Consider the following 25,775-nt stretch of genomic DNA (forward strand, 5'->3'; position numbering starts at 1 on the left):
TTACATCCTTTCGTCATCACTCGAGCTATACGCTTCAAGGAGTTGGATAGCTACCGTAACGACTCGGTGATCTTGAACTTCAATAACCTCCATAATGGCAGGTTGAATAACATCGCCGGTTCCAACATTGTCGATTTGAATCGTCGTCCCCACAGCAGGAATTTCCTGGGTTTGGTCGAGCACATAACCGGCAACCGTTTCGTAACGACCCTCTGGTAGGTGAATACCTCGACGAACCGCGAGTTCATCAATGCGCCACTGTGCAGGAATCTCACCTTCTTCTTCAACGGGGCGTTCATCAGTCTCATCAAAGAACTCGCCTACTAGTTCTTCGATCGTATCTTCAAGGGTTACAAGTCCTTCGATAGCACCAAATTCATCAATGACTATCGCAACGTGAATGGCACGGTCTCGCAACTGTTTCATCACTTGGGACACTGGTGCGGTTGCGACAACAGTCAGGCACTCACGAATCAATGCTGGTGGAAGCGGTTCATCAGCCAGAGACTCAGGCAGCAACAATACGTCTTTAATGTGGACCAGCCCTACCGGATTATCTTCGTCAAGGAGCAGTACTCGGCTACGACCTGTTTCGGTACTCAATTGTTCAATTTCACGAGGTGTAGCCGAAGGGTGAGCCCACACCATGTCACGACGAGGCGTCATTACCTGATGAGCAACGAGGCCTTGGAGACGAATCGTGCGGTCCAGTAAGCGACTTTCAAATGGGCTTAACAGCCCTTGTTGGGCACTTTGGTTGACCATCACCACAAGTTCAGCTGGTCCAACACTTTCATTGGTTGCACCCGTTGGTTTGACACCTACGGCACGGACACACAGGTTGGCCAAATAGTTCATGGTGCCCACAACTGGGCGGAATAGACGGATCATCCACATAAACGGACGAGCCACCACAAGCGTCGTGCGTTCGGGATTGACAAGTGCAAGTGATTTAGCCAACATTTCCCCGACAACCATGTGAAGAAACGAAGTAATTGATAGCGCGAACACAAAGGCGATGGGATGGATCAGGCCATCTTGGATACCTATCTGGTGGAGTGGCCCCTCAATGAGTCCAGCAAATGCACTTTCAGCAAAAATACCGATACCTAAACTGCACATCGTGATCCCGAGCTGGGCCCCAGCTAGTAACGTTGTCAGTTCATTTAATCCTTCGAGCGCTACTCTTGCCGCGACAGACCCATTGGTGGCCAATACTTCAAGGCGTGCCCGCCGTGCAGCGAGTAGCCCAAACTCCGCCGCCACAAAGAATCCGTTGAGAATGAGCAGAACTAAACTGACAAGAAGGGCAATACCGGCACTCATGCCAACTCCTCCTCAGCGGCGATAGGAAGGATGGTGAGCGCTAAGGTTTCCGTGGTAAATGGGGTGGTGACCATTGCCATCAACGTGACCATCACATTGGCGTAGGGGTCCTTTGGATCGGTGCTGATCATGCGGACGATATCACCCTCTCGACCAAGACGCCCCAGGTGCGCAACGAAAAGCCCAGCAATCGTGTCATAGTCGCCACGTGGTAGCGATAGCCCCGTCTCGCGTTCGACCTCGTCTACACGAACCTGACCGGCAACTGTCCACTTTCCATCTCCAGAAGCAGTAATCGTTGGGATAAGTGCATCATCATGCTCATCAAGGATTTCACCGACAAGTTCTTCAATAAGGTCTTCTAAGGTGAGCATTCCAGAAAAACCACCGTGTTCATTAATCACAACAGCCACGTGGCTCCCACGGTCACGGAGGGTTGCCAGCACAGTTGATAAGCGAGCGGTATCAGGGACGGCAGGGACAGGATGCATCATGTCTTTAACCCGTACCGTGCCCCATTGATCTCGCGGAACACGAAGAAGTGCACCAATATCAATCACACCAAGTGGTAAACGCGTAACTCGGTCAACAACGGGATAGCGACTGAGGCCAGTTGCGCCCAAATGGCCATGGAGAATCTCCAACCGGTCTGTTGGGCTGATGACGACAAGATTTGAGCGCTCCACCGCTACTGCACCTGCATCTAACTCTTGGAAATTAATAGCCCGGCTGAAGAGATCAACGAGTTCAGGATTTAATTCACCACTCACTTGACTGGCATGGGCAATGTGATCTAGCTCCTCAGCACTTGCACCACCATCAAGTTCATGAATTGGTTCAACACCCAAGGCTCTGATCAACGCATTGGCAGCCCCATCGAATAGGGCGATAAAAGGCTTAGCCACAGTCAGCCAAATAATTGTTGAACGGCTTAACGCCTTACTCACCTCAAGCGGTTTGGCAATGGCAAGATTCTTTGGAAAGAGCTCGCCAAGGATCATCTGAGAACATGTGGCAATCACAAAGGCGGTTACTAAGGCGACTGCTCTGGCAACATCAGTCGATAGACCCAAGGCCATAGCAACTGGTGTCAATACGGTACCTAGTGACTTATCGGTAATAAACCCGATAACCAGACTCGTAATTGTGATCCCTAATTGAGCACCACTGAGCATAAAGGACAACCGTTTAAGCACAAACAGAATCCGCTTGCCACTCGGGTCACCTGACTGAGCCAACCCTTCAACCTGCGCACGTTTGACGGCAACAAAGGCAAACTCTTGGGCCACGAAGTAGCCGTTGGCGACCACCAAGACCACAATCAGTCCTACCAGTAGCCACGCGATTAGTTGATCCACATATCCTCCGTTTCGTTGGCGCCCATTCTGCCCGTTCTCCAGCGCTTAGGCTGAACACAGGATGATCTGGCCAGAAACGTTGTAAACCCGCTAATTATTAGCGGGTTTACATCGGGGTTGGTTCTACTCAATAGAGCAGGTCCAGAGCGGATGACCGGGCTCGAACCGGCGACCTTCTCGTTGGCAACGAGATGCTCTACCAACTGAGCTACATCCGCGTCGGGTGAACAGTATGTATGGGCCAGAGAGAACCTGCAACACCTAAATGAAAAAAGATAGGTCCGCCTAACGCCCAGATGACCCAAAACCATCCTGGTTGCGTTCTCCGTCTGGTAAGCGGTCAACAATCTTCAACTCTGCTCTTGCAACTTCTTGTAACAGCAGTTGGCCAATCCGATCACCACGCCGTATTCGTATTGATCTCGTCGGATCGGTATTTAAAAGTGGGACACGAATCTCACCACGGTACCCAGCATCAATTGTTCCTGGACTATTAGCGTGGGTAAGGCCGTGTCGAAGTGCCCACCCAGAGCGGGGGTGGACGAGACCAACCCACCCTTCAGGAATCGCCACGGCAATGCCCGTGGGCATTAATGCGCGAGCATGGGCAGGCAACATGATTGACTGCCGCGCATACAAATCCAATCCAGCATCTCCAGGGTTGGCATACCGAGGGACTGGAAGGTCGGGGTCGAGAAGCTGAATTGGAAGAGACAACCGAGCCACAATTAGATCGCTTCGAATGAGTCTTCCCCGAGATCGAATGCACGGATCGGGTAGGCCGTTTCGGACCTGAGATGAGATACTTCAGCACGTACCTCACCGGCCACGGGTTCTACCGCAATAAAGAACACACCTTGACCGCTCATCAATAGGTCAATGACTTGATCGTGGTTATCAACCGCAAAAATGTTGCCATTGGAATCCCCGGCAATGGTCACTTCACTGAGGGCAATACCTTTTTCGTCAATCTGCTTCATCGCCAGCTCGATTTTGTTCAAGCTAATCCCTGCATCACGTAACCGACAGACAACCTTCAGGCGAACGATGTCGTCGTAGGAATACAACCGCTGGGTCCCTGACCCTTCTGCACCACGCACACTTGCCTTCACCAATCCCTTGGTGGTCCAGTGATCTAATTTGCGATAAGAGATGTTCACCATCTTCGCTACAGCAGGGCCGCGATAACCCTGCTCTGCGCCAAAACCTGGCAACGGCGTGTCGTTGTACATAAAAGGCCTAATCCCCCAAAGGATCACACCGCCCCATTGCCGGGGCTTGGTTGTTTATTGGTATTCCGGTCAGCTACCCTAGCGCAGAAGAGACGATCTCACCTTGTCCTTGAGGGAATCCTCGATTGAAAACAGATCATTAATCCTGGAAATCTTCAGGGTTTACTTGATCCAAAAAGGCCTTAAATTCTTCAATCTGTTCTTCTTCGTCACGCTCTTCGATCGTTGTGCTTGCATCATCCATGACGGTCTCACTAACACGAACGGGAATATCGAGTCGAACAGCCAGGGCGATGGCATCAGACGGTCGTGCGTCAATCACATGTGTTTGGCCGTCAGGACTGACCAAAAAGAGCTCAGCAAAGAATGTGCCTTCTTGTAGGTCAACGATATCAACGCCGGTAATAACACCATTCAATGTAGCTAAGGTCTGTACAAAGAGGTCATGGGTCATCGGTCGAGGAGAATCAACGCCTTGCATTGCCAGACCAATCGCAGATGCTTCAACAATGCCGATCCAGATAGGAAGATACCGGTTTCCGTCATGCTCCTTTAACACCACGATTGGTTGATTATGCGGAACCTTAACCCGAATCCCAATTACATCGACATCAATCATGGTCATTCCTTTTGGGCAGGTTGTGCCTGGACCGTCTCATCTTGAGTGGGCTTAATGGCTGCCGCCGTTAAGGCTGCTACATCCACGCTCTGCGTACTTTGAGCGACACGAGCATACCCTAAGAGGGCATCACCAATGATTGCGCCAGGACCGTCACCTTGCGTCGGTTCAACCGGACTTTGGGCGACAACAGGAGCTGAATCAAGAATCTGACCATCCAAGATGAGATTTGCTGTTCCTAATTCAGTGCCAGCAGTGACGGGAAGTGAAATATTGCTATTCCAAACAATTTGACGCATCAAGGTGGTGCCGGCAGGAACGGTTACAGCTAACTCTTTGCGGGCTATCGCTTCGACATCACCACGGGTCCACGTAAAGGTACCAACCGGTTCACCAGCCTCTGTAGCCGGTCGTCGAGAGAAATCGTTAAAGCCATAGTCGAATAGTTTGGTCATATCGGCTACGCGATCTTTTGAACCAAGCACGACGGCATAGAGCACCCGTCCATCACGTTCTGCTGATGCGACGAGACATTGTCCAGCCGCATTTGTAAACCCCGTCTTGATTCCGGTGACACCAAGGTATGAGCCGAGAAGCTCATTACGGTTACTCACCGATCCTAACGTCTCAAGGTCTAGGGTTTGGGCCTGAGCCCAACGCGCAAAATCAGGATGGCTCATTGCGACCATTCCGAGAACGGCCAAATCTAATGGGGACGTATGGTGTCCTGGGTCATCGGTAAATCCCGATGCATTCAAATATCTTGTCTGGGTGAGCCCTAATTGTGCGGCCCGTTCGTTCATCCGTTGAACAAATGCAGCTTCAGACCCTGCGACGTGCTCCGCGATGGCAACTGCACCGTCATTACCTGAAGCCATCAAGGTGGCAGCTAGAAGATCATCAAACGCGACCTGTTGGCCTGCTTGGAGTTTTAATGTTGCTGAGTCACTTGATGCTGCTGCGGCAACAGCATTAGGGCTAATCGTCACCGTAGGACCAACAAGGCCTTGATCGCGTGCTTCAATACCAAGCAAAATCGTCATGACCTTTGTCGTTGATGCCATGCGAGCTTCTTGTTGACCGTTTTTCTCACCTAAGGTTGCCATCGCATTGCCATCAATCAAGATCGCATTGGTAGCTGAAATCTCTGGAAATGGACGAGCTTCACCGTTGATGCGTGTTCTGAAAATGGCACCAGGATCAAATGGATTGGCTGGTGCCCCAACACTCGCCTGTGGCTCAGATGTGGTCGTGCCCTGGGCGTGTCCTGGAACCGCGCCAGGCACACTCAATACGGCAACGAGTACAGCCGTTGCAACTAAGGAGGAACGTTGTTTCCATATAACCATCAGGTACCTCTCACAGAGCGCCGAAGTTCTCGACTTAACAAACTACGCTTCAAGCGCGCAGTCAATGTTGCTAAGCGTTCTAATTGTTGGGTGGCCTGACGTCGAGCTTCCGGGTTGCGCTGGCGAAGCAGTGGCATCGTGAGCTGCTCAAACTCAAATACCTGGTTATCCACGAAACGACGGTACGTACCCAAATGCCGGGGGTCAAGACCCATGGCTAATAGTTCCCTCGCCGCAATACCCGTTAAGAGGTCATCGGAACCAAAGGTAGCGGTTTCGTCATCGGGATCTCCAACGACCGAGTACTCCCGTAACGCACGCACTTGCTGGCTATCAAGTCCCGTTGCCTCACAGAACTCTCGCAGACCGAGCTCAATGGTTTCCGCAGGGGCACCAAGGAAGGCGCCTTCATGCTCTGTTGCATTGGATTGAGCCTCTTTGGCATAGGCAAGAGCACTTTGGATGGGCGTCCGCTTGTCCTCATCTTCGACCGCCACATAGCCAGATGGCGGCTTAGGACCACTGGAGGGTGCTTGACCAGCATCCAACCGGTCAAGTTGTTCACCGATTACCTTCAACGGAAGGTAGTGGTCTCGTTGGGCAGTCAGGATATAACGCAACCGATCGACATCATCATCACTAAAAATCCGATATCCAGAATCAGTCCGGTCGGGGTAGATAAGCCCTTCATTTTCAAGGAACCGAATCTTGGAAACCGTTACATCTTCGAAATCGTCTTTCAACTGGTTGGCAACTTCACCAATGGTGTACCCCTGCGGGCGTGCCGGTTCTTCCCGTGCGGTGATCACGACTTCCCCTGAGGTAGGACCGCAACGAGTCGGTACTTACCAATCTGAACGGCATCACCATTGACGAGGGTGGCTCGGTCAACGAGGTGTCCATTCACATAGGTACCGTTCAAACTACCGACATCAACAACACTGAGTTCTCCGTCTTGTTGACGGAATTCACTGTGACGTCGAGACACCGTAATATCATCTAGGAAAATGGATGAATCTGGATGGCGACCAACAGTTGTGGTGGGATGGTCCAAAAGGAATCTGGCACCGGCATTCGGGCCACGGACACAAACCAACAACGCGGTATTGGGTTCCAACGCCGCGCGAACGGCACCATAGTCAATGTACTGATTTAACTCACCAGTCAGCTCGGTGCCCGGGTCGGCCTGAGTGGATTCTTCAGGCTGAGGTTGTGTTTCAAGGACACGAGGAATCGTGCCCGTTGGCCGGTCACCTGGATCGGTAAGCGGTGTCCCACACTGGGCGCAAAAATTTGCGCCTTCGGGGCAAGGCGTACCACAAGCGGTGCAATACATTAAATCTGTCCTCATTCCGTGTGACCAAAACAGAACAACTACTAGCGTTAGGGTACCAGCGTACGTATTCCGTAAAGTGCACCCTAAACTATTACTTGAGCCTTTTCTTGGAAGTTTGTCGATGTTCTCGCATTCTTCGGCATTTACGCACCTCTGACCCGTACCCTTGGACAACTCAAGTGATACAAACTTGTCATGCAATAGCCGTAGACAGCACCATCAACTCATTGCCGTTCAGTCTTTGCACTCGCATATCCGACGCCCTACGGCATAGCGCACAGCCCCTTCTACTATGGGCCTTTTTATCTCCTGCCCCTGTGCAGTAATGATCGGAGTAAACATAATGTGACCGCACGATTTGTACGGTCACATTCACGTCGGGACGCCCGGATTTGAACCGGGGATCTCCAGTCCCCCAGACTGGCGCCCTAGACCAAACTAGGCCACGTCCCGAGTAGGTGCGTCAGTGTAGCACCATCACCACCCCATGCCAGATGATTTTCTCGCATTCACAAATAGCTACTGATCAAGGTAGGGTATTGACATGGCAGCACCGCATACAACACGATCATGGTTGACCTATTTGGTAGGTATTTTTTTCCTCGGCATTGGTATCGGCTTTCAGATCAAAGCCAATCTCGGTGTATCAAGCTGGCAAGCATTTGAACTTGGGGTGGTCAAGTTTCTCCATCTCGAAGTAGAAAAGCACTACCACTGGCTTGTCCTTATTTACAGTTTAATAATCATCGCGATTGCCTGGATCGCACTTAACTCAAAACCTGGTTGGGGTACCTTCCCCATTGCATTTGGGTTGGGATTTATTGCGCAGATACCTATCTATTTAATGCGTTCCATTGAGTTGTCTTATATGGGACAATGGATTGTGATGATTATTGGCGGGTTTTTTGCCATTCTCGGTATCGGGTTGTACATCAGTGGTGATCACGGGCCAAGCCCACAGGATTGCTTGTATGTAGGTATATTACGAAAGTTCCGAATTCGACCAAGCGTAGCCAAAGTAGCTATTGATTTATTTGCCATTGGTACTGGCTGGGCATTATCAGGATTTGCCATTGGAACTGAGGATTCTGTTGTCAGCTGGGGAACGGTCTTAATTACTGTGATGACCCTTTTGACTTTGGATTACACCATTAAATTGGGTTCCTGGTTAGCTGATCACGATCCAACGAAAGCTGAGCCGGATCCCTCCACGAATGATCTCTCTACGCATGATGTAACGACATCTCCTATTGATTAACCGTTAAAGGATGCATATGAACAATCCTGCCGATCGCTTGTATAGCGAAGAACATATCTGGGTCAAGATCAATGGCGCCGTTGCCACGCTCGGGTTGACTCCGTATGCCCAAGATGCCCTCGGTGAAATTGTCTTTATTGATCTCCCCGAGATTGGTACAACCGTCATCCGAGACCAACCGCTCGGTGAGATTGAGTCAACAAAAAGTGTGAGTGACTTATATAGTCCGGTCGATGGTGTTGTAACTGAACGCAATGAAGCGGTTAAAGCTGGCGTTCATCTCCTCAACGAGGATGTCTGGGGCGCTTGGCTCGTGCGGGTTGACCTAGCGGCAAACGCAAGCACCGACCATCTCCTAGACGCTGAACGGTACACCGAGATGACAGAAGCCTAAATATCAACACACCAATAGAATGCAGCAGGGCTCCTGGTAAGGAGCCCTTGGTTATGGTGGACATGGTGCGTGGTTATGCCTCCAAGGCTGATTGATAAACTGCGACCGTTTGTTCTGCGATACTTGCCCACGAAAACTGGTCAACAGCCCGTTGCCGACCTGCCTCACCAAATTGAGTTGCCAGGTCTGGGTCGGCTAATAATCGATTAACGCCACTCACTAAATCTGCCTCGAATGCCCGTGGGTCTGCCTCCGTATAGTGCGCCAACAGACCAGTTTCACTATCAACCACAACCTCTGGAATCCCGCCCACATCAGAAGCCACGACGGGCACCCCACACGCCATTGCCTCAAGATTCACAATGCCGAGGGGTTCATAAATTGAGGGACAGACAAAGACAGACGACGCACTCAGTAATCGAACCATCGTTGGCCGATCCATCATTTCAGAGATCCATACAACCCCATCACGCTCAGCCTGCAACCCTTGTATTTGAGCATCGATCTGAGCAGCCAATTCAGGGGTATCTGCTGCCCCAGCACACAAGAGCAATTGCGCGTTGGAATCAAAGTCGCGTGCCGCATTGAGAAGGTGTGGCACCCCTTTTTGCCGGGTGATACGACCCACAAATGTCACAACCGGTCGGGTTGGGTCCAGTCCTAAGCGTTCTAAATCAGCTTGGCCATCCGTGGGCTTATACAACTCGGTATCTATCCCGTTCAACACAACCGCAACCTTATCGGGGTCAAGTTGGGGATAACAATCCAAAATATCTGCTCGCATACCTGCAGAGACCGCAATAATGCGTGTCGCCGATTCGTAAGCAGTCCGTTCAGCCCAGGAACTAATTCGATACCCACCACCGAGTTGTTCGGCTTTCCATGGCCGGCGTGGTTCAAGAGAATGCGCCGTAATAACGGTTGGAATGTCATAGAGCAAATGTGCCCAATGGCCACCCATATTGGTATACCACGTGTGGGTATGCACAAGCTCGGCATCACGTATCCCATCGACCATGGCGAGGTCAACAGCCAAGGTTTGTAACGCTGCATTCGCCTGGTCAAGTTCCTTGGGATGGATATGGGCAGTCGCATCGTCTCGTGGCTCGCCAAAGCAGTGGACATCAACATCAATGAGCTGACGTAATTCCCGTACAAGAAAATCCACATGTACGCCTGCACCACCGTAGATCGCAGGTGGCCATTCCTTTGTTAACAGCGCAGTTTTCATTCAGGTTCCTTAGTGTCCTTCACGCCGCCACTGGCGGGCGATCCGTCGGCGAGCACCAATAGTTGATTCAACTTGAGCACTTGTTCCAGCCGCTCGCCGGATATCCATTGGCCCATAAATGGGGCGAAGACCATGACCGCTCAGTGTGGCCCCATGATCAGGCGCCGCTTCGAGGAAAGGCCCCAAGCTTGAGAGGTTGTCCACAACACCAGCTAAGTGCGACAGCGTCTTAAAGGTGCGATCGCGGGCCCGTTTTGGCATTGATTCAAGCTGGCTTTCGATATTGGAGCGAATGGCTTCAAGGGTTCCACCCCGCTCCTGGTTTTCGTTACCATCAGACCATTTACTTGCAATTCGTTGACCACGAGCAGCAAGGTCTTCCCAACTCTGTTTGGCAACGCCAGGGCTTTCTTCAACCGCGTCACCAACCGTTTCGACAGCCTCCTTGATGACTTTATTCATTTTGTTCACCAATTTGGTCAACGTCTCATTGATCTGTTCTTTTGACATACGTTTCCTTCAACACGGTATGGCGGTTTAACGTCGTACTGAGATCGTACGGATATTCATAAACTCGGTCGCTCCCCACGGGCCTAGCTCGCGTCCATAACCAGAGGCTTTAATGCCCCCGAATGGCACGATGGGATGACTCAGATTTTGTGTATTTATGGCGACCATACCCGATTCAATTCGTCTTGCGATTGCTATCCCACGCTCAGTATTACCTGAAAAGACCGTTGCGCCTAACCCAAAGGGGGTATCGTTCGCAAGTTCAACAAGCTGGTCATCGTCCTTAGCCCGCAGTAGGACAAGTACCGGGCCAAACACTTCTTCTCTCGCTGCAGGGTTCGCGGTATCCCCTACCTCTAAAACCATCGGTGCCATCCAGGCACCAGAACGCTCAAGCGGTTTAGCGTCCATACGTACTCGCGCCCCCTGGGCAACTGCACGCTCAATCTGATCTTGCAGCTGGTCACGGAGTGCCATGGATGCCATGGGCCCCATTTCCGTTTCATCATCAAGAGGATTACCAATACGTATATTGCCGATACGTTCCAGCAGCATCGCCACCACCTGGTCATATACGGACTCGTGGACGATCGCGCGCTTGGCGGCTGTACAGACTTGCCCACAATTGGAGAACCGAGCCGTCACGAGGGTAGTAACCGCCTGTTCGAGATCAGCGTCGTCCGTAATACAAAATGGGTCCGAACCACCAAGTTCGAGGACCGTTTTCTTTCCATAGGATCCCGCTAGCTGGGCGATATACCGTCCGGTAGGTACGCTGCCGGTAAAGGTCACCCCCTGGATATGGTCGTGCGCGATGATTGGTTCGATCTGTTCATGCGGGATGACGAGGGTTTGGAAGACACCGCTAGGTGCGCCAGATTCACGCCAGAGGGCTTCTAATTGCAGTGCGGTGCCCGTTACACCTTCTGCGTGTTTGAGATAGACGACATTGCCACCCACTGCGTTTGGTGCGAATACCCGCATAATCTGCCATACGGGGAAATTCCAAGGCATGATGGCCAGCAACCCCCCGATAGGTGCAATGTCGATAGCGACATCCAGCCCGTCATGGTCAAGTTCCCAGTCGGCTTGATGATGAATCGTAAAATACTGCTCGGCACGGGCGGCTACTGCACGCAGCAGCGCAACACTTTTGATGATTTCGGCTTGGCCTTCTCGAATAGGTTTACCCATTTCTTTGGCCATGAGGGTGGCTAAGGATACGGTATGGGCTTCAAGTGTGTCAGCGAAGGTGTTCACAACTCGAGCGCGCTTTAACAGCGGCATATCACGCCATTCATGAATAAAGGTATCCTGACCGCGCATCAGTACCGCTTGGACATCCTCAGGCGTCGCTTGGGCATAGGTAGTCAGAATGGAATGCGAGCTGGGGTCTACTGTAGTTATCGGCATGGGTTACCTTTCTGACGCTTGCGGAAGGGTCCGCACGACCGGTTCGTAGATGAACCTAACGGCAATAGACGTGCGCGCACGAATCGCCTGAACTGCCTCATCAAGCTCGTCCTGAGTCGGCCGGTCTTCACCGATGATACGGACAATCAATTGCGGTGTTACTGAAGAACCAGATGGTTGAATTGAAACTGAGTGATTGGGCATCAATGCATCAATCTCATTGGTTAAAAATGTCGTGCTCGTACTCCGCGACACCAAACTAAAGGTGGTCACCGCGATAATGGCTAAGCCAAGGACTGGAACTACGAGCCACGCATTCGTGGCCTTACCATACCGGCGTATCCACTTGGGAAGAGCGTCACGTTCTGGTTCCATGCCCAAAAATAACAACGTGGCACCAGAGGCGGCGACGATGGCCAGCACGTTGGCGAAAAACAGTACAAAGGCACCCAGGGATAGCTGAGGAAAGTGGTTGAAGGTCATGGCGGCCACACACAGTGGCGGTACTAGTGCAGCCGCAATTGCAACACCAGCACTAGCGGCAATGACACCTGGCCTGGCCAAGGCATACGCACCGACAATGCCACCAACTACCCCGATACCACAGTCCAACAGGGTCGGGCTTCCCCGCTTAATCATCTCGTCTGTTGGTGCAGTCGGTCCGATGAGTAGCGTAATGAGATAGGACGTGATAACCACAAGAAGGATTCCTTGAAGGGTTGTCAACGTACCTCGCCGTAAGGTGTCAAGATCGCCAGAGACAAGGGCAGCACCCGTGGCAATAAGTGGCCCCATCAATGGGGCAACCAGCATTGCACCGATCAAGACGGGAACCGAGTCCGTAATCAACCCGAATACCGCCACTGCGGCACTGAGGACACTCATCCACAGATAATCAACTCCAGACGTTGCGTCCAGGCGGATCTGCCAACGCATTTCGGCCGCTTCACTGCTTGTCAGCCGTGGACGGAAGGTACGTCCACGACGACTGAAGAATCCCCTGACCCCACCTTGGCGGTCAGGAACACTCATCACGATAACTGGGCCACGTAGCTGGCTGTACAAGCTCGCAGTCGTTTGATAGCCCGTAACCGACATAGCCGACTCAGGACGAATCCCCAAAATAGTGAGATCACTCCGGGTGGCTTCGTGACTAATACCTGACTCAGGACTCGGTCCTTTCACCACACTGGTCACGGGTTTTAACCCGCGGTCTAACGTGGCCTGTCCAATGAGGGCTTTCAAATCTTCTTGGGCACTGAACTGTGTACGTCGTCCCCCGGGACGAATCACGTGTCGTAAGACAAGTGGTATGTCAAGACCATTCGCAAGACGCGAACCTAAATCCACCATGCGCGCAGCCCCGGCATCTAAGTCAGTCGCCACAACAACGCGTTTCGGGTTAAACTCACCCTCGTGTTGCAGTCCTTCTCTGCAAATGAGCACAGGAACTTCTGCTGCAGAAATCACCTCACGGGCCAATGCCCCAATCCGTGACTTTCCATCCTCAATTTCCTCACCAGGTGTTACGTCGTGCATCACGATCATCGAACAGGTTTCGTCAATTGCAGCGTCAAGAATGCCGCGTGACCGGCTCGGCGCTTTACGCACATGGGAATCCACTTTGAGTGTCGAATCAACCTTTGAGCGCATCGTTTCAGCAAGCGCCTCCATCTGGGCGGTTACTTCTTGTTCAGCCGCTTTATCTTCATCACCTGTTCGGATGCGGGCAAGCACAATGCGTCCATTTTGACCTTCATGCAAGAGGTTCCGAGAGAAGGAAACAAGATCTTCAATCTGTTCCAGGCTGCCAACAGGAATCAAAATACTGACAAGCCGACTTGATTCTGCTTCTTTTGCGGCCTTTTTCAGTTGGGCACGTCTTGCCTTTGAGGCACCCGCTGACGTATCGGTGTCTTCAATCGCGCCCACTCGGATAGTGCCGTGTTCGGTCCAGTATCGAACGGTGCGCGGTGTTGGTCGTTGTTCGGGCATGGGCCCTATGCTCTAGTCCCATCTCTTGTTTTGCATCTCCTTTACATACCCTTTTTGGCTAGTCCTTGGCATCCTGGTAACCTGCAGGCAATGAATCTGGGAGAAATTTGGCGCTACTTTAAATGGCCGATCACCATCGCTGTGATGGTAATCGTCGGGTTGGCTTCTTGGGCACTGCTTAAAGCCACCTGGAAAGACATGTTCCTTATTGATGCGAGTCAATCATCCGTCTTGGGTGGACAGAAGTCCGAACAGACCGAAGAACCCAAAGCCGCTGATGCCTCTATCGTTCAGCCAGGTACCGGACCGGTGGCTGATGCCAATCAAAAGGCAATAGCGGCATTTGGTGTTAGTGAGGGCAAGGTTGTACCCAAAGCCGATGGCTACTCAATCTCGGATCAACCGTTGAACCGGATGGTTGTCGCCTTTGACGTACCTGCAGGGAATCCTGCTTGTGTGGCCAGCCTTGAAGTTGCAATGAAGGTACAAAAGGCAAAAGGTCAAGTTGTCCTTGGTGTATTCCCGTCCAAGGTCACCACGCCTCAAAACGTCAACCCCGGTGATGACCAAGAGAGTGATTTGACCTTAAGCCCGAGGGCCATGAGCCTGAATGCATTAGGCAACCCCGGCGATTTCAAAGCTGATATCACCGCCCATTTTGCGGACTGGTTCACGATGAACCACCCGGCAGGTACCCCGTTCACCCTCACCCTGGCCCCAGCCGAAGCCATTGAACCAGGCGATGAAGTCGTCATTAGTTCTACGCCAACGTTGAATGTAAAGGGCACACCTGGGTGTCAGTAGCCCACCACGACCGTATGACAAGGTGAGTCGGCCGAACTTCTGCTCTCACCGATCACCCGATTCCATTTGAATAAACGGAACCGTTTACGGTTCCGTTTATCGTTCCGCTATTGCTGCTCGCGCTGTTTAATAACCACTTTCATCCGTAATGGGGTTCCGGTAAAGTCGAAGGTTTCGCGTAATTTGCGTTCCAGGTAGCGAACATATTGGTCACTGGGTCGCTGGTTACAAAAGAGGCGGAACGTTGGCGGGGCTGCTGACACCTGGGTGATATAGCGAATCTTCAATGGACGATGGTTTTGCCCCAGCGGGGGTGGTGTCGCCGTCAATGCATCGGTCAACCAGGTATTGAGTCTTGCCGTGGGGATGCGCTGATGCCAGTGTTGCTCAGCAAGAGCAATGTCATCAAAGAGGCGGCCTACTCCACGTCCAGATATGGCACTGATTCGCCGCATGGGTGCATAGTGCAAGAACCCTAATAAGCGTTCGCGTTCGCGCAGCATCTCATGTTGGCGATCCTCATCAACACGGTCCCACTTATTAGGTACAAGGACAACGGCACGTCCTGAGTCGGCGATCTCACGGGCAAGTTTTTGTTCTTGCTGGCCGATCGGTTCACTTGCGTCAAAGAGGAGACATGCAACCGAGGCACGTTCGAGTTGTTTGCGTGTCCGTACCGTGGAATAAAACTCGGTTGAATCTAATGCGCCTTGGTTCTTGCGCAAGCCAGCCGTATCAATCAATCGCCACGTTCGCGTGCCGGTTTCCCCAGCCACTTCAATTAGGGTGTCAACTGGGTCACGAGTTGTTCCTGGTACATCATCAACAATGACACGCTCATGGCCAACCATGAAGTTAAATAAACTTGATTTTCCGACATTTGGCCGGCCAATGAGGGCAATACCAGGCACGGCAAAGGCATCCTCTTTAGGGCGATCAAAGGCACCTGCTGCGGTCAGTTCAGCCACAACCATATCCAATAAATCACCCGAACCCATGCCATGGAGGGCACTCATCAGATAGGGCTCGCCGAGTCCCAGGCTCCAGGCTTCAGCTAATACTGCCCCCCGTTCAAGCTCTTTAACATGGTCGGCTTTATTGAGGACGAGCCGAACAGGTGCCCCTGCACTGCGTAGCCAATTGGCAACTGCTTCATCATCACTGGTAATACCAACACTGGCATCCATGAGAAACAAAACGAGATCTGCCTCGGTGAGACTCTCTTCTGCCTGTGCACTAATGAGGGCATCCATGCGCGTCCGTTCGGGACTCCAATTAGGCGTCCAGCCACCCGTATCGATAACGGTGAAATGATTGCCAAGCCACTCTGCCGGGTGAAAGCTCCGGTCACGTGTTACCCCTGGGAGTTCTTGCACAATCGCGTCTTTACGCCCAACAATGCGGTTCACCAACGTAGATTTACCCACATTTGGTCGGCCCACAATTGCTACCGTTGCACCGCCTACTTGCCGTGCTTTCCAACTCCGCATGGGTCCTCCCTAAACAATACTGAGGAACCCAGTCTGCCTGTTCCACCCATTCCCACATTGAGCGAACCGTTGGCGTTACGAGGGTGTGCTTGTCCGTTGAACGATCTCTTCAACTACGGCATCTATCGGCATCGCCGTTGTATCGATGACAATCGCATGTGCATGGCGGGTCATTTGTTGTGCATCAGCATGATCTCGGCGGATTAAATCCTGTTCATACCAGTCAATCCGATCACACTCACCCATTTCCTTGGCACGACGACAGGCGCGTTCATGCACATCAGCGGTCAACCATATCTTGACATCAGCGTGGGGCGCGATAACCGTGGCACCGTCACGTCCGTCAATCACACCCCCCGCTGCAGCGAGTTCGGCACGCATCGGAGTTAGCAGCCACGCCCGAACCGCTTGATTCTGTGCAATCTTATACACCACCAAGGTGACCCGTTGACTGCGAATCACCGCCTCGACATCTGAACCGTTGAGGTAGCTCCGACCCTCCTGACGGGTATAAGTGTTGCGGCTGACCTCAGCCATAACCGCGTCAGGATCATCCAGGTCAGTTCCAGCATTCAGGCAGGCCAAGGTTGCCATACGGTAGTACGCACCTGAATCAAGGTGGGGAACACCAAGTTTGGCGGCAACTAATTTGGCCACCGTAGATTTTCCAGACCCGGCAGGTCCGTCAATCGTGACAATCACACGCGTCCTTGCAGGTGAGCCAACGTGTCAAAGAATAAGGGATAGGTTTTTTGGACGCAGTCGGGTTGCACAAATGTGATACCTGCAAGCCGAACACCAATAGCGCTCAACCCCATGGCCATACGGTGGTCATGATGGGTATCAACCACTGTTGGGGTGAGTTGGGTGACCCCGGTCACATCCAACCCGTCAGGATGTTCAACCACGGGTATCCCCAGCTTGGAAAACTCGTTAGCAACGGCCCATATCCGGTCAACTTCATGGCCACGAGCAACCTGGGCCCCACGAATCTGTGTCGTTCCCTCAGCCACTGCAGCGATTGCCGCGACCGTAGCGATTTGGTCCGGCATTTCAGATAAATCAACGAACCCTGGGGATACTGGCCGTGTCGGTCCAGTAATCGTGGTTGCGGGATACTGCCGTTCAATTGTTGCGCCAAATGCCTCAAAGACATCTGCCATATCTGCATCCCCTTGCAAGGTGGGTTGCGTATTGGTGATCGTCAGTGAACCACCTGTGGTTACAGCTAGGGCTAAGAGGTGGGCAGCGGCCGATGCGTCATATTCGATCGTCATTTCTTGACCGAGATACATCTGGTGGGCTTCAACTACCCATCCCCCATCGATTTCTTGGGCATAGGCACCCCAGTCACGCATCGCGCTGAGGGTCAAATCAATATACTTTTCCGCATAATCACCGCTCACCGTAATTGTGGTATTGCTATCAGCCATGGGAGCGGCCAGCAACACGGCTGACGCGAACTGACTTGATGCGGTCACATCAATATCGGCGTGCCCTCCCGCAAGTCCCCCACCAACACGAACTGGTGCAAATCCACCTTCTTGAGCAGCAACGGTGGCCCCTAATCGCTGCAACGCATCAATCAACCCGGCAAGTGGTCGCCGTAGCAATGGTGGCTGTCCAGTAAGCGTGACCGGACCTTCAGCCAAGCAAGCTGCCGCCATCCCAAACCGCATCGTTGTTCCCGATAACCGGCAGTCAATGTGATGGTCAGGTGTCATTGGCTTCCCAGCAACCCCATCGATGCTCCAGGTGGCTGGGTCGTCGTCATGTACCGTCGCACCCAGTGCACGGATCAAGGACACCATGGCTGCAGAATCATCACTCACCAGTGGATTGTGCAATGTGGACCGACCACTTGCGAGACCAGCAAGCAAGAGTGCGCGGTTCGTGACCGACTTCGAGCTCGGGGCTGCCACCTCCCCAGAAACAGGGCCAGGAACAATTGTTAATGTGGACTGGGTACTAGGAGGTTCACTCGTTTTCATAGGTTCCGTTCAAACACACTATAACCGCACGCTTTTAACGCTTCGGCACCACGACGGGCATCCTCTGCACAGGATACGGTCAATCGCATCCGACCACGACCACCTTCTGGGGCGTGTGTAATACCAAAGTCTTCGATATTAATCCCTAACTCACCCATAATCCTCGTGATTTCAGCTAGGGATCCTGGTTGATCTGGTAAGACGATCCGTAATTCAACCCATTGACCGGTATGACTGGCTTTACCCGGCAGGGAACGACGAGCCTCACGGGCACCGCTAAGAAATGTTCGCATGCCATCAACGTCATCATCGTGTAATAACATACGTATCTGCCCAAGGCGCGCACCAAATTCATCAAGGACTTCCATGATGGCCTGTTTATTGGCGAACGCGATATCTAGCCACAAGTCCGCATCACTTGCGGCAACACGGGTTGCATCTCGGAATCCACCCGCAGCGAGGAGTAAGAGTTGGGCGTGTTGTCGTTTGGCCCGATCGGCGGCCAACGTCATCAAGGTTGATGCCGCCATTTGTGGCAGATGGCTAACAATTGCGACAAGACGATCATGTTCATGGGGGCTGACAATAACGACACGAGCACCAAGACCTTCAATGAGGTTGCGCATGATTTCTATGGTTGCGTGCGTAGTTGTTTCAGTAGGGGTCAACAGCCATGTTGCAGCTACAAAAAGATCCGGTAGTGCAGCTTTTGCCCCCCGTTCATGGCTACCAGCCATGGGGTGTCCCCCAATGACATCAACACCCTCAGGCACGTAAGCGACCATCGTGGCAACGACATCGCGCTTCACGCTGGCAATGTCCGTCACGATCATGCCTGGACGCAAATATGGTCCAATCTCACTCATGACTGCGGCAATTGCACTGGGTGGAACCGCGAGCACAACAAGGTCCACTTCCCCTATCTGACTGGGCGTGATCGTCGCATCAATCGCACCGCTATGCAGGGCTTGGTGCTCATCATCATCGTTGCTATCCCAACCGACGATGCGATCAATCGGGGCGATCGTATGTAACGCCAAACCAAGACTGGCACCTATCAGACCAGTACCAATAATGGCGACGTCCATCAGGCTGCTCCCATCCCAACCTGGGCGTACAGCGCACCAAGTTCTTGGCTATTGAGTAGCCGGGTTTTGCCTTGTCCCATATTGCCCAGGTGTACCGGACCAATCTTCGTACGGACAAGGGCTTCAAGCGGAAGGTTAACCGCAGCCATCATCCGACGGACTTGTCGATTACGACCCTCGTTAATCACAATCTCAACCAGTGACCGGGTTTGATCTGCAATACGAACTTGCGCTTTCACCGCCGTAGCTAGGCCGTCATCAAGTTCAACCCCGGCCAGCAGGTCACGAATTGCTGGTTTGGGTACAGGACCACGAATTTGGCACATATACGTTTTTTCAACGTGATAGCGTGGATGGGTTATCCGGTTGGCAAACTCACCATCATTGGTGAGCAACAACAACCCAGATGTATCCATATCAAGGCGACCAACCGGGTACACCCTCGGTTTGGGTGGCATAAAGTCCATCACCGTTGGACGGCCTTGGGGATCATCTGCAGTCGTAACCACACCAACAGGCTTGTTGAAGGCCAGATAGACCAAATCAGTATTGACTTTGATGCGTTCACCATCAACGGCCACGATTTGAGCCTTGGGATCAGCTTTATCACCCAATGTTGCTACCTTGCCATCAACGGTGACACGGCCTTGAATAATCAGTTCTTCACTGGCCCTCCGGCTTGCGATGCCAGCCTGAGAAAGCAGTTTTTGCAGGCGTTCAGCACCCATGGTCAGACTCCTTTATGTGAAGGCCCCACCTTATGCTTCTTCATCCTCGGGTGCTTGTATTGCCTCTGCTGCGGCTTTCATTGCGGCGTCAGCTCGACGGACAATATCACGTAACTGAGCATCCCCATCCTCACGCCCATCTGCGTCAATCACATCTACAGTCCGTCGCGCACTGCGATAATCACCTTTGGGTGGTTCTGGTGGCGCGGTTCCACCAGGCGCAAATGAATCCAGTGAGGGAAGCTCACTCGGGTCATTGATACCGAGCTGTTCGAGTGCTTTTACTGACGGTCCATAGACAATTGGCCGCCCAGGTAAGTCAGCTCGCCCTTGTTCTTCAATGAGTCCCCGGCTGATGAGCGTGGTGATCGCCCCATCTGGATTCACCCCACGGATGGCACCAATTTGTCCGCGGGTAATCGGTTGTTTAAACACCACAACCGCTAACGTTTCTAGCGCTGCACGACTAAGCTGACTTTTCTTGCCATGAAGCACAAACTGGCTGACTACTTCATGGTGTTCAGGATTTGTCCAAAAACGCCAACCTCCACCCCGTTTACGTAAGACAAAGCCACGCCTTTGGGCCTCGTATTCTGCTGCCATTGCCATGATGGCTGCCTCGATAACTGATTCTGGCTCACCTACCACCTCAGCCAAAGTGGCACTGTCAACCGGCTCATCGACAACCATAAAAATGGCTTCAAGTGATGCGCGAAGTGTGTTATCAATCGGCCCATACGCCGCTGGCATATCCGCAGCCACCATCAACTCAACTCCACCAGTGTTGGCAACGGTCGGGCAGGAGCGTTGGGGTCATGGGCAATGAGGACCCCAGTGTCGTCCTCTTCAATCTGGAGCCAATCCAATTTATAGAGTTCCAGAATGGCGAGGAAATGGGCGACGATCTCATCAGGACCTGTACAGTCATTCATGATTGTCCGTATGGCTGTTGGCCCGTGGCGAAGCCAATCCAGCACGATACGTGCCGCATCGTGAACACGCATCGCTTTAGCTCGGATATGACTTGTGTCTATGGTCGTTTCACTGGGTGTGCAAACCTTGTAAGCCAGCCGACCAAGTGCAGCGATATCCATCCCAATCTGTGTTGGGGGCTGAAGGGTGCGGTACGTCGGTTCTAATGGAACTTGGCGCGGTATCTCTTGGCCAAACAGACCTAATCGCTGGTCAAGAAATACTGCTGCGTCACGAACCATCCGGTATTCCAAGAGACGTGCGTACAACAAGTCACGGGCACGAATGACAACGTCATCAATCTCATCTTCATCTTGGTCTGGTAGTAATCGCAGTGCCTTAATCTCAACCAATGTGGCCGCAACGATTAAGAACTCAGTGGTGGTATTGAGCTCCATTGAGGTCATGACCGTAAGAAACTCATCAACGACCTTCGACAGTGGGATTGCCGTAATGTCTACCTCATGACGGGCAACGAGCTGTAAGAGCAGGTCAAATGGCCCCTCAAAGCTAGGAACATCAACAAACCACGTACCATCCTGATCCCAACCGGTAATGACCGGCTGTACCGGTGAACCAGGGATTACTGACGATTCCGCATCACCAGAGCTAACCATAAACGGATTAGAGCACCTCAAGTATCGTGTCGGCAACCTGACCTTCACCAAAGACAATGGTCTCAACCACCGCAGCTTGAGCTACATCAGCGTCTTCATCATTACGGGCGTGAATCACACAAACGGGTTGCCCCTTTTCAATGGACTCGCCTTCTTCAACAAGGAGCTCAAGTCCAACACTGTGATCAATTGAGTCTCCGGCATGGGTCCGTCCGGCGCCAAGATTGAGCGCAATCTCACCAATACGCATCGCAGGTATTCGTGCAATTTGTGTATCACGTGGAGCAACCAGTTCACGTTGAACCGGTGCGGCAGGCAGTACATCAACTGGCTCAATACATACTTGAGGATCTCCCCCTTGGGCTTCAATCATGCGTTGCAAGCGTTCTAAGGCTTCTCCACTGGTCCAAGCGTTCACAAGCCGTTCACGGGCATCGGCAGTTGAAATACCAGTGGCCTCACTCAGCCCTAATGTTGCCAATGTCAAACACACATCGGCAAACCGCCCAGCAGGATTGTGTGACAACGTATGAACCACTTCAATAATCTCTAAGGAATTGCCAATCCCACCGCTCAGTGGGGTGTTCATATCACTGACAATGGCACGTGTATTGCGCCCGGCTCGCTGGCCAATCTCGAGACACGTTTTTGCCAAAGCCACTGCAGATTCACGGTCTTTCATGAACCCACCATCACCCGTTTTCACATCAAGAATGATCGTGTCAGCCCCACTGGCGAGTTTTTTGCTCATCACACTCGATGCAATAAGGGCGCGACTCGCCACGGTGCCAGTGACGTCACGCAAGGCATAGAGCTTTTTATCTGCGGGGACGATATCCGCTGTCTGACCCGCAACCACACAACCTACGTCTTCCGCAATGGCCATGATGCGTGTGTCTTCCAAATTAATTTGCATCCCAGGAATAGATTCCAACTTATCGAGGGTGCCGCCAGTGTGACCAAGCCCACGGCCACTCAGTTTCACCACTTGTACACCGCACGCGGCTAAGAGGGGGGCAACAACCAGTGTGGTCCCGTCTCCTACACCGCCCGTCGAATGTTTATCAACAGTGGGGCCACTCAAGCCACTCAAGTCAAGGGTCTCGCCACTTTCAAGGAGTACCTCGGTGAGAAAACTTGTCTCTGCTTTACTAAAACCACGCAAGACACCAGCCATTAAGAACGCACTGACCTGAGCGTCATCAATAACACCGGTTTCTTCTATCCAGTTTGTGATCATCCACTCGTACTGTTCTTTGGTGAGCGTACCGCCGTCACGTTTAATGGCAATCAGATCAACTGGGTTCATCGGTAGTCCTTTGAGATAAGGGAATCCATGGCTTGTGCATCGTTGTGCGTGGCACGCGGATGTGCAGTTTCAAATAGTTCTCGAAGTCTGGCTTCAGATGTATGGGTATAGACCTGGGTTGTGTTGACACTAGCGTGCCCAAGGAGTTCTTGAACAACACGTAAATCTGCACCGCCCTCCACTAAATGGGTCGCAAACGAATGGCGCAAGGTGTGCGGATGGACACGGCCATCTAGTCCAGCTTTCTTCGCCCGCGCGGTGATGATCTTCCACCCACCTTGACGGCTCAGACGTTGGCCACGAAGATTAGTAAATAATTGAGGGCCATTGGGGTTCACCGTTGGGCGTCCCTCATTTATCCATACGTGGATAGCGCGTGCGGCCAATCGACCGATAGGCACGATACGGGTTTTGCTACCTTTGCCTCGTGCACGCACGGTTCGTTCAGTTAAGTCCACATCATCAATATTCAAATCCAGCAACTCACTGATACGCAGACCTGCTGAATACAGTAACTCCAGCATGGCTTGGTCACGCTGCCCAGCTACCGTGCCATCTTCAACTGAACCTAACAGCCGGTCAACTTCACCCTGGGTTAAGGTATCTGGCAGTTTTCGATCCCGTTTCGGGGTAGGCAAGTTAGCTGCAGGGTTAGCTGACGTAATCCCGTCTGTTTGTAAGAAACTATGCAAACTCCGTACCGCCGCTAGGGTTCGCGCAATACTGGCTTCCGCATACGGTTTTCCCCGCGGTGTATTCGTACTTCGCAACCAGGCGGCAAACGCTTCTAAATCAGCAGTATTCATCGTGGCCGGATCATCTTGACCACGCAGCGCCATCCACCGCCCATATAACTCAAGATCACGCCGGTAGGCCGCAAGGGTATGTTCACTTAATCCACGCTCGGCCACAAGGTGGTCAAGCCAGCGGGATCCATGAACGGGCAACATTGGCTTAAGCATATCAGCGCTTAACATAAGTCCAGGCCACTACCCTGCCTACCAGGGCAAGGTAATGACTAATTCCTATAAGGCACTGACCGAGACATCTCATTGCATTCACCTTAGGTAATGCTTTACGCTCACGGTATGCGGTTATGGAAAAAAATACTCATCGGAATAGGTGCCATCATCTTGGTTGTGGCTGTAACGATCGTTGGGGTTCGCACCTATAACTATCAACACTATTTCTCCACCGATACTGGCCCGAATAGTGCTCGTCTCAATATCGATTTCCGTGACGCAGACGCCTACCCTTTAGACCGCATTGATGGTGTCACCATCACCCCCGTTACGGGTGAGCACATGGCCGGGTTCCATTTCAAACCTGAGAAGCGCACGCGGAAAGGCATTTTGGTGTCCTATGGCGGCTCTGAAGGTGGTGTTGGTTGGCCGGGAGCCACGCTCGCTGCGAAAGCTGGCCAAGAGAGTCTTGCGTTGTTCTTTTGGGGTCAACCAAACCAAACCGCCACCCTTGATGAGGTTCCGCTCGAAGATTTTCAAGAGGTCATTGACTGGATCGATGCGAATGCTGAATCTCCTGAACCGCTGATCGCGGCGGGAGGCTCAAAAGGTGCTGAATACGTCGCTAACCTTCTTCCCCGTTACGACCGCATTGATCACGCCATACTCATCGCCCCGGCAAGCCACTCTTTTCCGGCATTAAGCCAACATATTGAGCATTCCTCATGGACGTGGGGGGGCAAACCGGTTCCGAATATCTCTTGGGAGGATGGTGGCAGTGAGGCCATGAACCTCTTTTATAGTGAGGTCTGGAAGTTTTGGGTAAACCTACCGGTCGCCTTTGAACCGTCCTATAGCCAACTCCTCAACCATGCCCCAGACGAGACTCGCATTCATATTGAGGATTCACAAGCCACGATTCATGCCTTTGCCGGTGATGATGACAATGTATGGCCATCAGCTGAAATGGCGAATCGTTTGAAGGCGGCTGATCCTGATCGTGTGACCGTAACGGTGTATCCAAAGGTTGGCCACATGCCCGGAGCACCCCAATACATTGGTGGGCTAAACCTAGGCGGAACGAATGAAACAAACTTTGCGGCTGAAGAACCATTCAACGCTGCTTACACGAAACAGCTTGAGGAATGGGCACCTCTGGAAGAATGATCGTGATACCTCACGTTCATCACCTGAGGGCGACACCATACCGTACTCACTCATCAGGCGTGAGTACGGGGTGCCGTTCAATGAAGGTGACGGTCAGCCAATAAGAGCCCCACAACGGTTTTGGCATCCGTGATACGTCCGTCCGTTACCATAGCGAGGGCGTCATTCAGGGGCACCCATTGCAATGTCATATCGGCTTCTTCAGCTTCAAGCACAAATTGCTCAGGGATCGGGGCTGGGTGCAGTCCCGTGGCCATATAGATGGTGATCACTTCATTGGACCAACCTGCACTCATATCGAGGGTGGTGAGTTTCGTGTATTGGTCTGCCTTAAGTTGGGCCTCTTCGGCAAGTTCACGGGCCATCCCCACTAACGGGTCCTCATTGTCGTGATCTAATTTGCCTGCCGGAAGTTCATACAAGTATCCCTGTAACGGTGCCCGCCATTGGTGTAATAGGGCAACCTCTTGATGTGCATTCAGTGCCACAGCGGCAACGGCACGCGGACGAACCGCGACCGTTCGTGCACCGTGAGTGCCATCTGGGAATGTAAAGCCATCATGAAAAACGGTCAGTTGTGAGTCTTGAAAAACTTGCTCATGACTCGTCTGTTTAAATGTGCCCAA

The 25,775-nt window shown here is 52.3% G+C and carries 26 protein-coding genes and 2 tRNA genes; 4 read left to right on the plus strand and 24 right to left on the minus strand.

Features of this window, described 5'->3' with window-relative positions:
* The 10 genes from VCU37_RS07565 to VCU37_RS07610 all read right to left on the minus strand — a co-directional run bounded on the left by VCU37_RS07565 (position 1) and on the right by VCU37_RS07610 (position 7,673).
* Entirely contained in the window at positions 1–1,326 is a 1,326-nt protein-coding gene (locus VCU37_RS07565; protein WP_336250026.1) for a hemolysin family protein, read from the minus strand.
* Positions 1,323–2,684, minus strand: a complete 1,362-nt coding sequence (locus VCU37_RS07570; protein WP_336250027.1) for a hemolysin family protein — start codon at positions 2,682–2,684, stop codon at positions 1,323–1,325. The genes VCU37_RS07565 and VCU37_RS07570 overlap by 4 nt, the downstream gene beginning before the upstream one ends.
* A 145-nt stretch (positions 2,685–2,829) precedes the next feature.
* Positions 2,830–2,902 (minus strand) — tRNA-Gly (locus VCU37_RS07575).
* 67 nt (positions 2,903–2,969) lie between these two features.
* Positions 2,970–3,410: a dUTP diphosphatase gene (gene dut / locus VCU37_RS07580; protein ID WP_418896428.1), complete on the minus strand. Its 441-nt coding sequence runs from the start codon at positions 3,408–3,410 to the stop codon at positions 2,970–2,972.
* A 2-nt stretch (positions 3,411–3,412) separates the two neighbouring features.
* A complete protein-coding gene (locus tag VCU37_RS07585) occupies positions 3,413–3,916 on the minus strand; it encodes a MerR family transcriptional regulator (RefSeq protein WP_336250028.1) in 504 nt (167 codons plus the stop codon).
* 139 nt (positions 3,917–4,055) lie between these two features.
* Complete coding sequence (locus tag VCU37_RS07590; RefSeq protein WP_336250029.1) at positions 4,056–4,535, minus strand: bifunctional nuclease family protein; 480 nt, start codon at positions 4,533–4,535, stop codon at positions 4,056–4,058.
* Positions 4,536–4,537: 2 nt separating this feature from the next.
* Positions 4,538–5,884: a D-alanyl-D-alanine carboxypeptidase family protein gene (locus tag VCU37_RS07595; RefSeq protein WP_336250030.1), complete on the minus strand. Its 1,347-nt coding sequence runs from the start codon at positions 5,882–5,884 to the stop codon at positions 4,538–4,540.
* A complete protein-coding gene (gene ftsR / locus VCU37_RS07600) occupies positions 5,884–6,693 on the minus strand; it encodes a transcriptional regulator FtsR (RefSeq protein WP_336250031.1) in 810 nt (269 codons plus the stop codon). Before ftsR ends, VCU37_RS07595 begins: the two co-directional genes overlap by 1 nt.
* A complete protein-coding gene (locus VCU37_RS07605) occupies positions 6,690–7,235 on the minus strand; it encodes an FHA domain-containing protein (protein ID WP_336250032.1) in 546 nt (181 codons plus the stop codon). Before VCU37_RS07605 ends, ftsR begins: the two co-directional genes overlap by 4 nt.
* Positions 7,236–7,597: 362 nt before the next feature.
* Positions 7,598–7,673: transfer RNA gene (locus VCU37_RS07610), tRNA-Pro, on the minus strand.
* Positions 7,674–7,764: 91 nt separating this feature from the next.
* Between VCU37_RS07610 and VCU37_RS07615 the strand changes: the two genes are divergently transcribed.
* A complete protein-coding gene (locus VCU37_RS07615) occupies positions 7,765–8,478 on the plus strand; it encodes a YczE/YyaS/YitT family protein (RefSeq protein WP_336250033.1) in 714 nt (237 codons plus the stop codon).
* A gap of 16 nt (positions 8,479–8,494) precedes the next feature.
* Positions 8,495–8,872, plus strand: a complete 378-nt coding sequence (gcvH, locus tag VCU37_RS07620; protein WP_336250034.1) for a glycine cleavage system protein GcvH — start codon at positions 8,495–8,497, stop codon at positions 8,870–8,872.
* 73 nt (positions 8,873–8,945) lie between these two features.
* Here the strand turns inward: gcvH and glgA are convergent, their stop codons facing one another.
* The 4 genes from glgA to VCU37_RS07640 are packed head-to-tail and all read right to left on the minus strand — an operon-like array spanning position 8,946 to position 14,021.
* On the minus strand, positions 8,946–10,103 hold the full coding sequence (gene glgA / locus VCU37_RS07625; RefSeq protein ID WP_336250035.1) for a glycogen synthase: 1,158 nt from the start codon (positions 10,101–10,103) through the stop codon (positions 8,946–8,948).
* A 9-nt stretch (positions 10,104–10,112) separates the two neighbouring features.
* Positions 10,113–10,613 (minus strand): hypothetical protein, encoded by a 501-nt coding sequence (locus VCU37_RS07630; protein ID WP_336250036.1) that lies wholly within the window; start codon positions 10,611–10,613, stop codon positions 10,113–10,115.
* A 27-nt stretch (positions 10,614–10,640) separates the two neighbouring features.
* Entirely contained in the window at positions 10,641–12,026 is a 1,386-nt protein-coding gene (locus tag VCU37_RS07635) for an aldehyde dehydrogenase family protein (RefSeq protein WP_336250037.1), read from the minus strand.
* A gap of 3 nt (positions 12,027–12,029) precedes the next feature.
* A complete protein-coding gene (locus tag VCU37_RS07640) occupies positions 12,030–14,021 on the minus strand; it encodes a DUF389 domain-containing protein (RefSeq protein WP_336250038.1) in 1,992 nt (663 codons plus the stop codon).
* A 90-nt stretch (positions 14,022–14,111) separates the two neighbouring features.
* On the opposite strand from VCU37_RS07640, the gene VCU37_RS07645 reads away from it, so the two are divergent.
* A complete protein-coding gene (locus tag VCU37_RS07645; protein ID WP_336250039.1) occupies positions 14,112–14,825 on the plus strand; it encodes a hypothetical protein in 714 nt (237 codons plus the stop codon).
* A gap of 107 nt (positions 14,826–14,932) precedes the next feature.
* On the opposite strand, the gene der is transcribed toward VCU37_RS07645, so the two are convergent.
* From der to xerD, 9 genes are all read right to left on the minus strand, one after another.
* A complete protein-coding gene (gene der, locus VCU37_RS07650) occupies positions 14,933–16,315 on the minus strand; it encodes a ribosome biogenesis GTPase Der (RefSeq protein ID WP_336250040.1) in 1,383 nt (460 codons plus the stop codon).
* Positions 16,316–16,390: 75 nt separating this feature from the next.
* A complete protein-coding gene (gene cmk / locus VCU37_RS07655) occupies positions 16,391–17,017 on the minus strand; it encodes a (d)CMP kinase (RefSeq protein ID WP_336250041.1) in 627 nt (208 codons plus the stop codon).
* Entirely contained in the window at positions 17,014–18,306 is a 1,293-nt protein-coding gene (aroA, locus tag VCU37_RS07660) for a 3-phosphoshikimate 1-carboxyvinyltransferase (RefSeq protein WP_336250042.1), read from the minus strand. Before aroA ends, cmk begins: the two co-directional genes overlap by 4 nt.
* Positions 18,303–19,394 (minus strand): prephenate dehydrogenase, encoded by a 1,092-nt coding sequence (locus VCU37_RS07665; protein ID WP_336250043.1) that lies wholly within the window; start codon positions 19,392–19,394, stop codon positions 18,303–18,305. Before VCU37_RS07665 ends, aroA begins: the two co-directional genes overlap by 4 nt.
* The gene (locus tag VCU37_RS07670; protein ID WP_336250044.1) at positions 19,394–20,122 is read right to left on the minus strand and encodes a pseudouridine synthase; all 729 of its coding nucleotides are present in this window, start codon (positions 20,120–20,122) and stop codon (positions 19,394–19,396) included. Before VCU37_RS07670 ends, VCU37_RS07665 begins: the two co-directional genes overlap by 1 nt.
* 30 nt (positions 20,123–20,152) lie before the next feature.
* Positions 20,153–20,887, minus strand: coding sequence for an SMC-Scp complex subunit ScpB (scpB, locus tag VCU37_RS07675; protein ID WP_336250045.1), 735 nt, complete (start codon positions 20,885–20,887; stop codon positions 20,153–20,155).
* On the minus strand, positions 20,887–21,711 hold the full coding sequence (locus VCU37_RS07680) for a segregation and condensation protein A (RefSeq protein WP_336250046.1): 825 nt from the start codon (positions 21,709–21,711) through the stop codon (positions 20,887–20,889). Before VCU37_RS07680 ends, scpB begins: the two co-directional genes overlap by 1 nt.
* A 7-nt stretch (positions 21,712–21,718) precedes the next feature.
* Complete coding sequence (locus tag VCU37_RS07685; protein ID WP_336250047.1) at positions 21,719–23,020, minus strand: thymidine phosphorylase; 1,302 nt, start codon at positions 23,018–23,020, stop codon at positions 21,719–21,721.
* Entirely contained in the window at positions 23,017–23,970 is a 954-nt protein-coding gene (xerD, locus tag VCU37_RS07690; protein ID WP_336250048.1) for a site-specific tyrosine recombinase XerD, read from the minus strand. The genes VCU37_RS07685 and xerD overlap by 4 nt, the downstream gene beginning before the upstream one ends.
* A 138-nt stretch (positions 23,971–24,108) precedes the next feature.
* Between xerD and VCU37_RS07695 the strand changes: the two genes are divergently transcribed.
* Complete coding sequence (locus tag VCU37_RS07695) at positions 24,109–25,149, plus strand: acyl-CoA thioester hydrolase/BAAT C-terminal domain-containing protein (RefSeq protein WP_336250049.1); 1,041 nt, start codon at positions 24,109–24,111, stop codon at positions 25,147–25,149.
* 77 nt (positions 25,150–25,226) lie between these two features.
* Here the strand turns inward: VCU37_RS07695 and VCU37_RS07700 are convergent, their stop codons facing one another.
* Entirely contained in the window at positions 25,227–25,775 is a 549-nt protein-coding gene (locus VCU37_RS07700; protein ID WP_336250050.1) for an NUDIX hydrolase, read from the minus strand.

The organism is Stomatohabitans albus (assembly GCF_036336025.1).
GTDB lineage: Bacteria > Actinomycetota > Nitriliruptoria > Euzebyales > Euzebyaceae > Stomatohabitans > Stomatohabitans albus.

Excerpts from the sequence above, each read along its gene's own strand:
- VCU37_RS07565 (WP_336250026.1), bottom strand. The coding sequence starts at position 1,326 with ATGAGTGCCGGTATTGCCCTTCTTGTCAGTTTAGTTCTGCTCATTCTC.
- VCU37_RS07585 (WP_336250028.1), bottom strand. The coding sequence starts at position 3,916 with ATGTACAACGACACGCCGTTGCCAGGTTTTGGCGCAGAGCAGGGTTAT.
- VCU37_RS07590 (WP_336250029.1), bottom strand. The coding sequence starts at position 4,535 with ATGATTGATGTCGATGTAATTGGGATTCGGGTTAAGGTTCCGCATAAT.
- VCU37_RS07595 (WP_336250030.1), bottom strand. The coding sequence starts at position 5,884 with ATGGTTATATGGAAACAACGTTCCTCCTTAGTTGCAACGGCTGTACTC.
- VCU37_RS07605 (WP_336250032.1), bottom strand. The coding sequence starts at position 7,235 with ATGAGGACAGATTTAATGTATTGCACCGCTTGTGGTACGCCTTGCCCC.
- VCU37_RS07615 (WP_336250033.1), top strand. The coding sequence starts at position 7,765 with ATGGCAGCACCGCATACAACACGATCATGGTTGACCTATTTGGTAGGT.
- gcvH (WP_336250034.1), top strand. The coding sequence starts at position 8,495 with ATGAACAATCCTGCCGATCGCTTGTATAGCGAAGAACATATCTGGGTC.
- glgA (WP_336250035.1), bottom strand. The coding sequence starts at position 10,103 with ATGAAAACTGCGCTGTTAACAAAGGAATGGCCACCTGCGATCTACGGT.
- VCU37_RS07630 (WP_336250036.1), bottom strand. The coding sequence starts at position 10,613 with ATGTCAAAAGAACAGATCAATGAGACGTTGACCAAATTGGTGAACAAA.
- VCU37_RS07635 (WP_336250037.1), bottom strand. The coding sequence starts at position 12,026 with ATGCCGATAACTACAGTAGACCCCAGCTCGCATTCCATTCTGACTACC.
- VCU37_RS07640 (WP_336250038.1), bottom strand. The coding sequence starts at position 14,021 with ATGCCCGAACAACGACCAACACCGCGCACCGTTCGATACTGGACCGAA.
- VCU37_RS07645 (WP_336250039.1), top strand. The coding sequence starts at position 14,112 with ATGAATCTGGGAGAAATTTGGCGCTACTTTAAATGGCCGATCACCATC.
- der (WP_336250040.1), bottom strand. The coding sequence starts at position 16,315 with ATGCGGAGTTGGAAAGCACGGCAAGTAGGCGGTGCAACGGTAGCAATT.
- aroA (WP_336250042.1), bottom strand. The coding sequence starts at position 18,306 with ATGAAAACGAGTGAACCTCCTAGTACCCAGTCCACATTAACAATTGTT.
- VCU37_RS07665 (WP_336250043.1), bottom strand. The coding sequence starts at position 19,394 with ATGGACGTCGCCATTATTGGTACTGGTCTGATAGGTGCCAGTCTTGGT.
- VCU37_RS07670 (WP_336250044.1), bottom strand. The coding sequence starts at position 20,122 with ATGGGTGCTGAACGCCTGCAAAAACTGCTTTCTCAGGCTGGCATCGCA.
- scpB (WP_336250045.1), bottom strand. The coding sequence starts at position 20,887 with ATGGTGGCTGCGGATATGCCAGCGGCGTATGGGCCGATTGATAACACA.
- VCU37_RS07680 (WP_336250046.1), bottom strand. The coding sequence starts at position 21,711 with ATGGTTAGCTCTGGTGATGCGGAATCGTCAGTAATCCCTGGTTCACCG.
- VCU37_RS07685 (WP_336250047.1), bottom strand. The coding sequence starts at position 23,020 with ATGAACCCAGTTGATCTGATTGCCATTAAACGTGACGGCGGTACGCTC.
- xerD (WP_336250048.1), bottom strand. The coding sequence starts at position 23,970 with ATGTTGCCCGTTCATGGATCCCGCTGGCTTGACCACCTTGTGGCCGAG.
- VCU37_RS07695 (WP_336250049.1), top strand. The coding sequence starts at position 24,109 with ATGCGGTTATGGAAAAAAATACTCATCGGAATAGGTGCCATCATCTTG.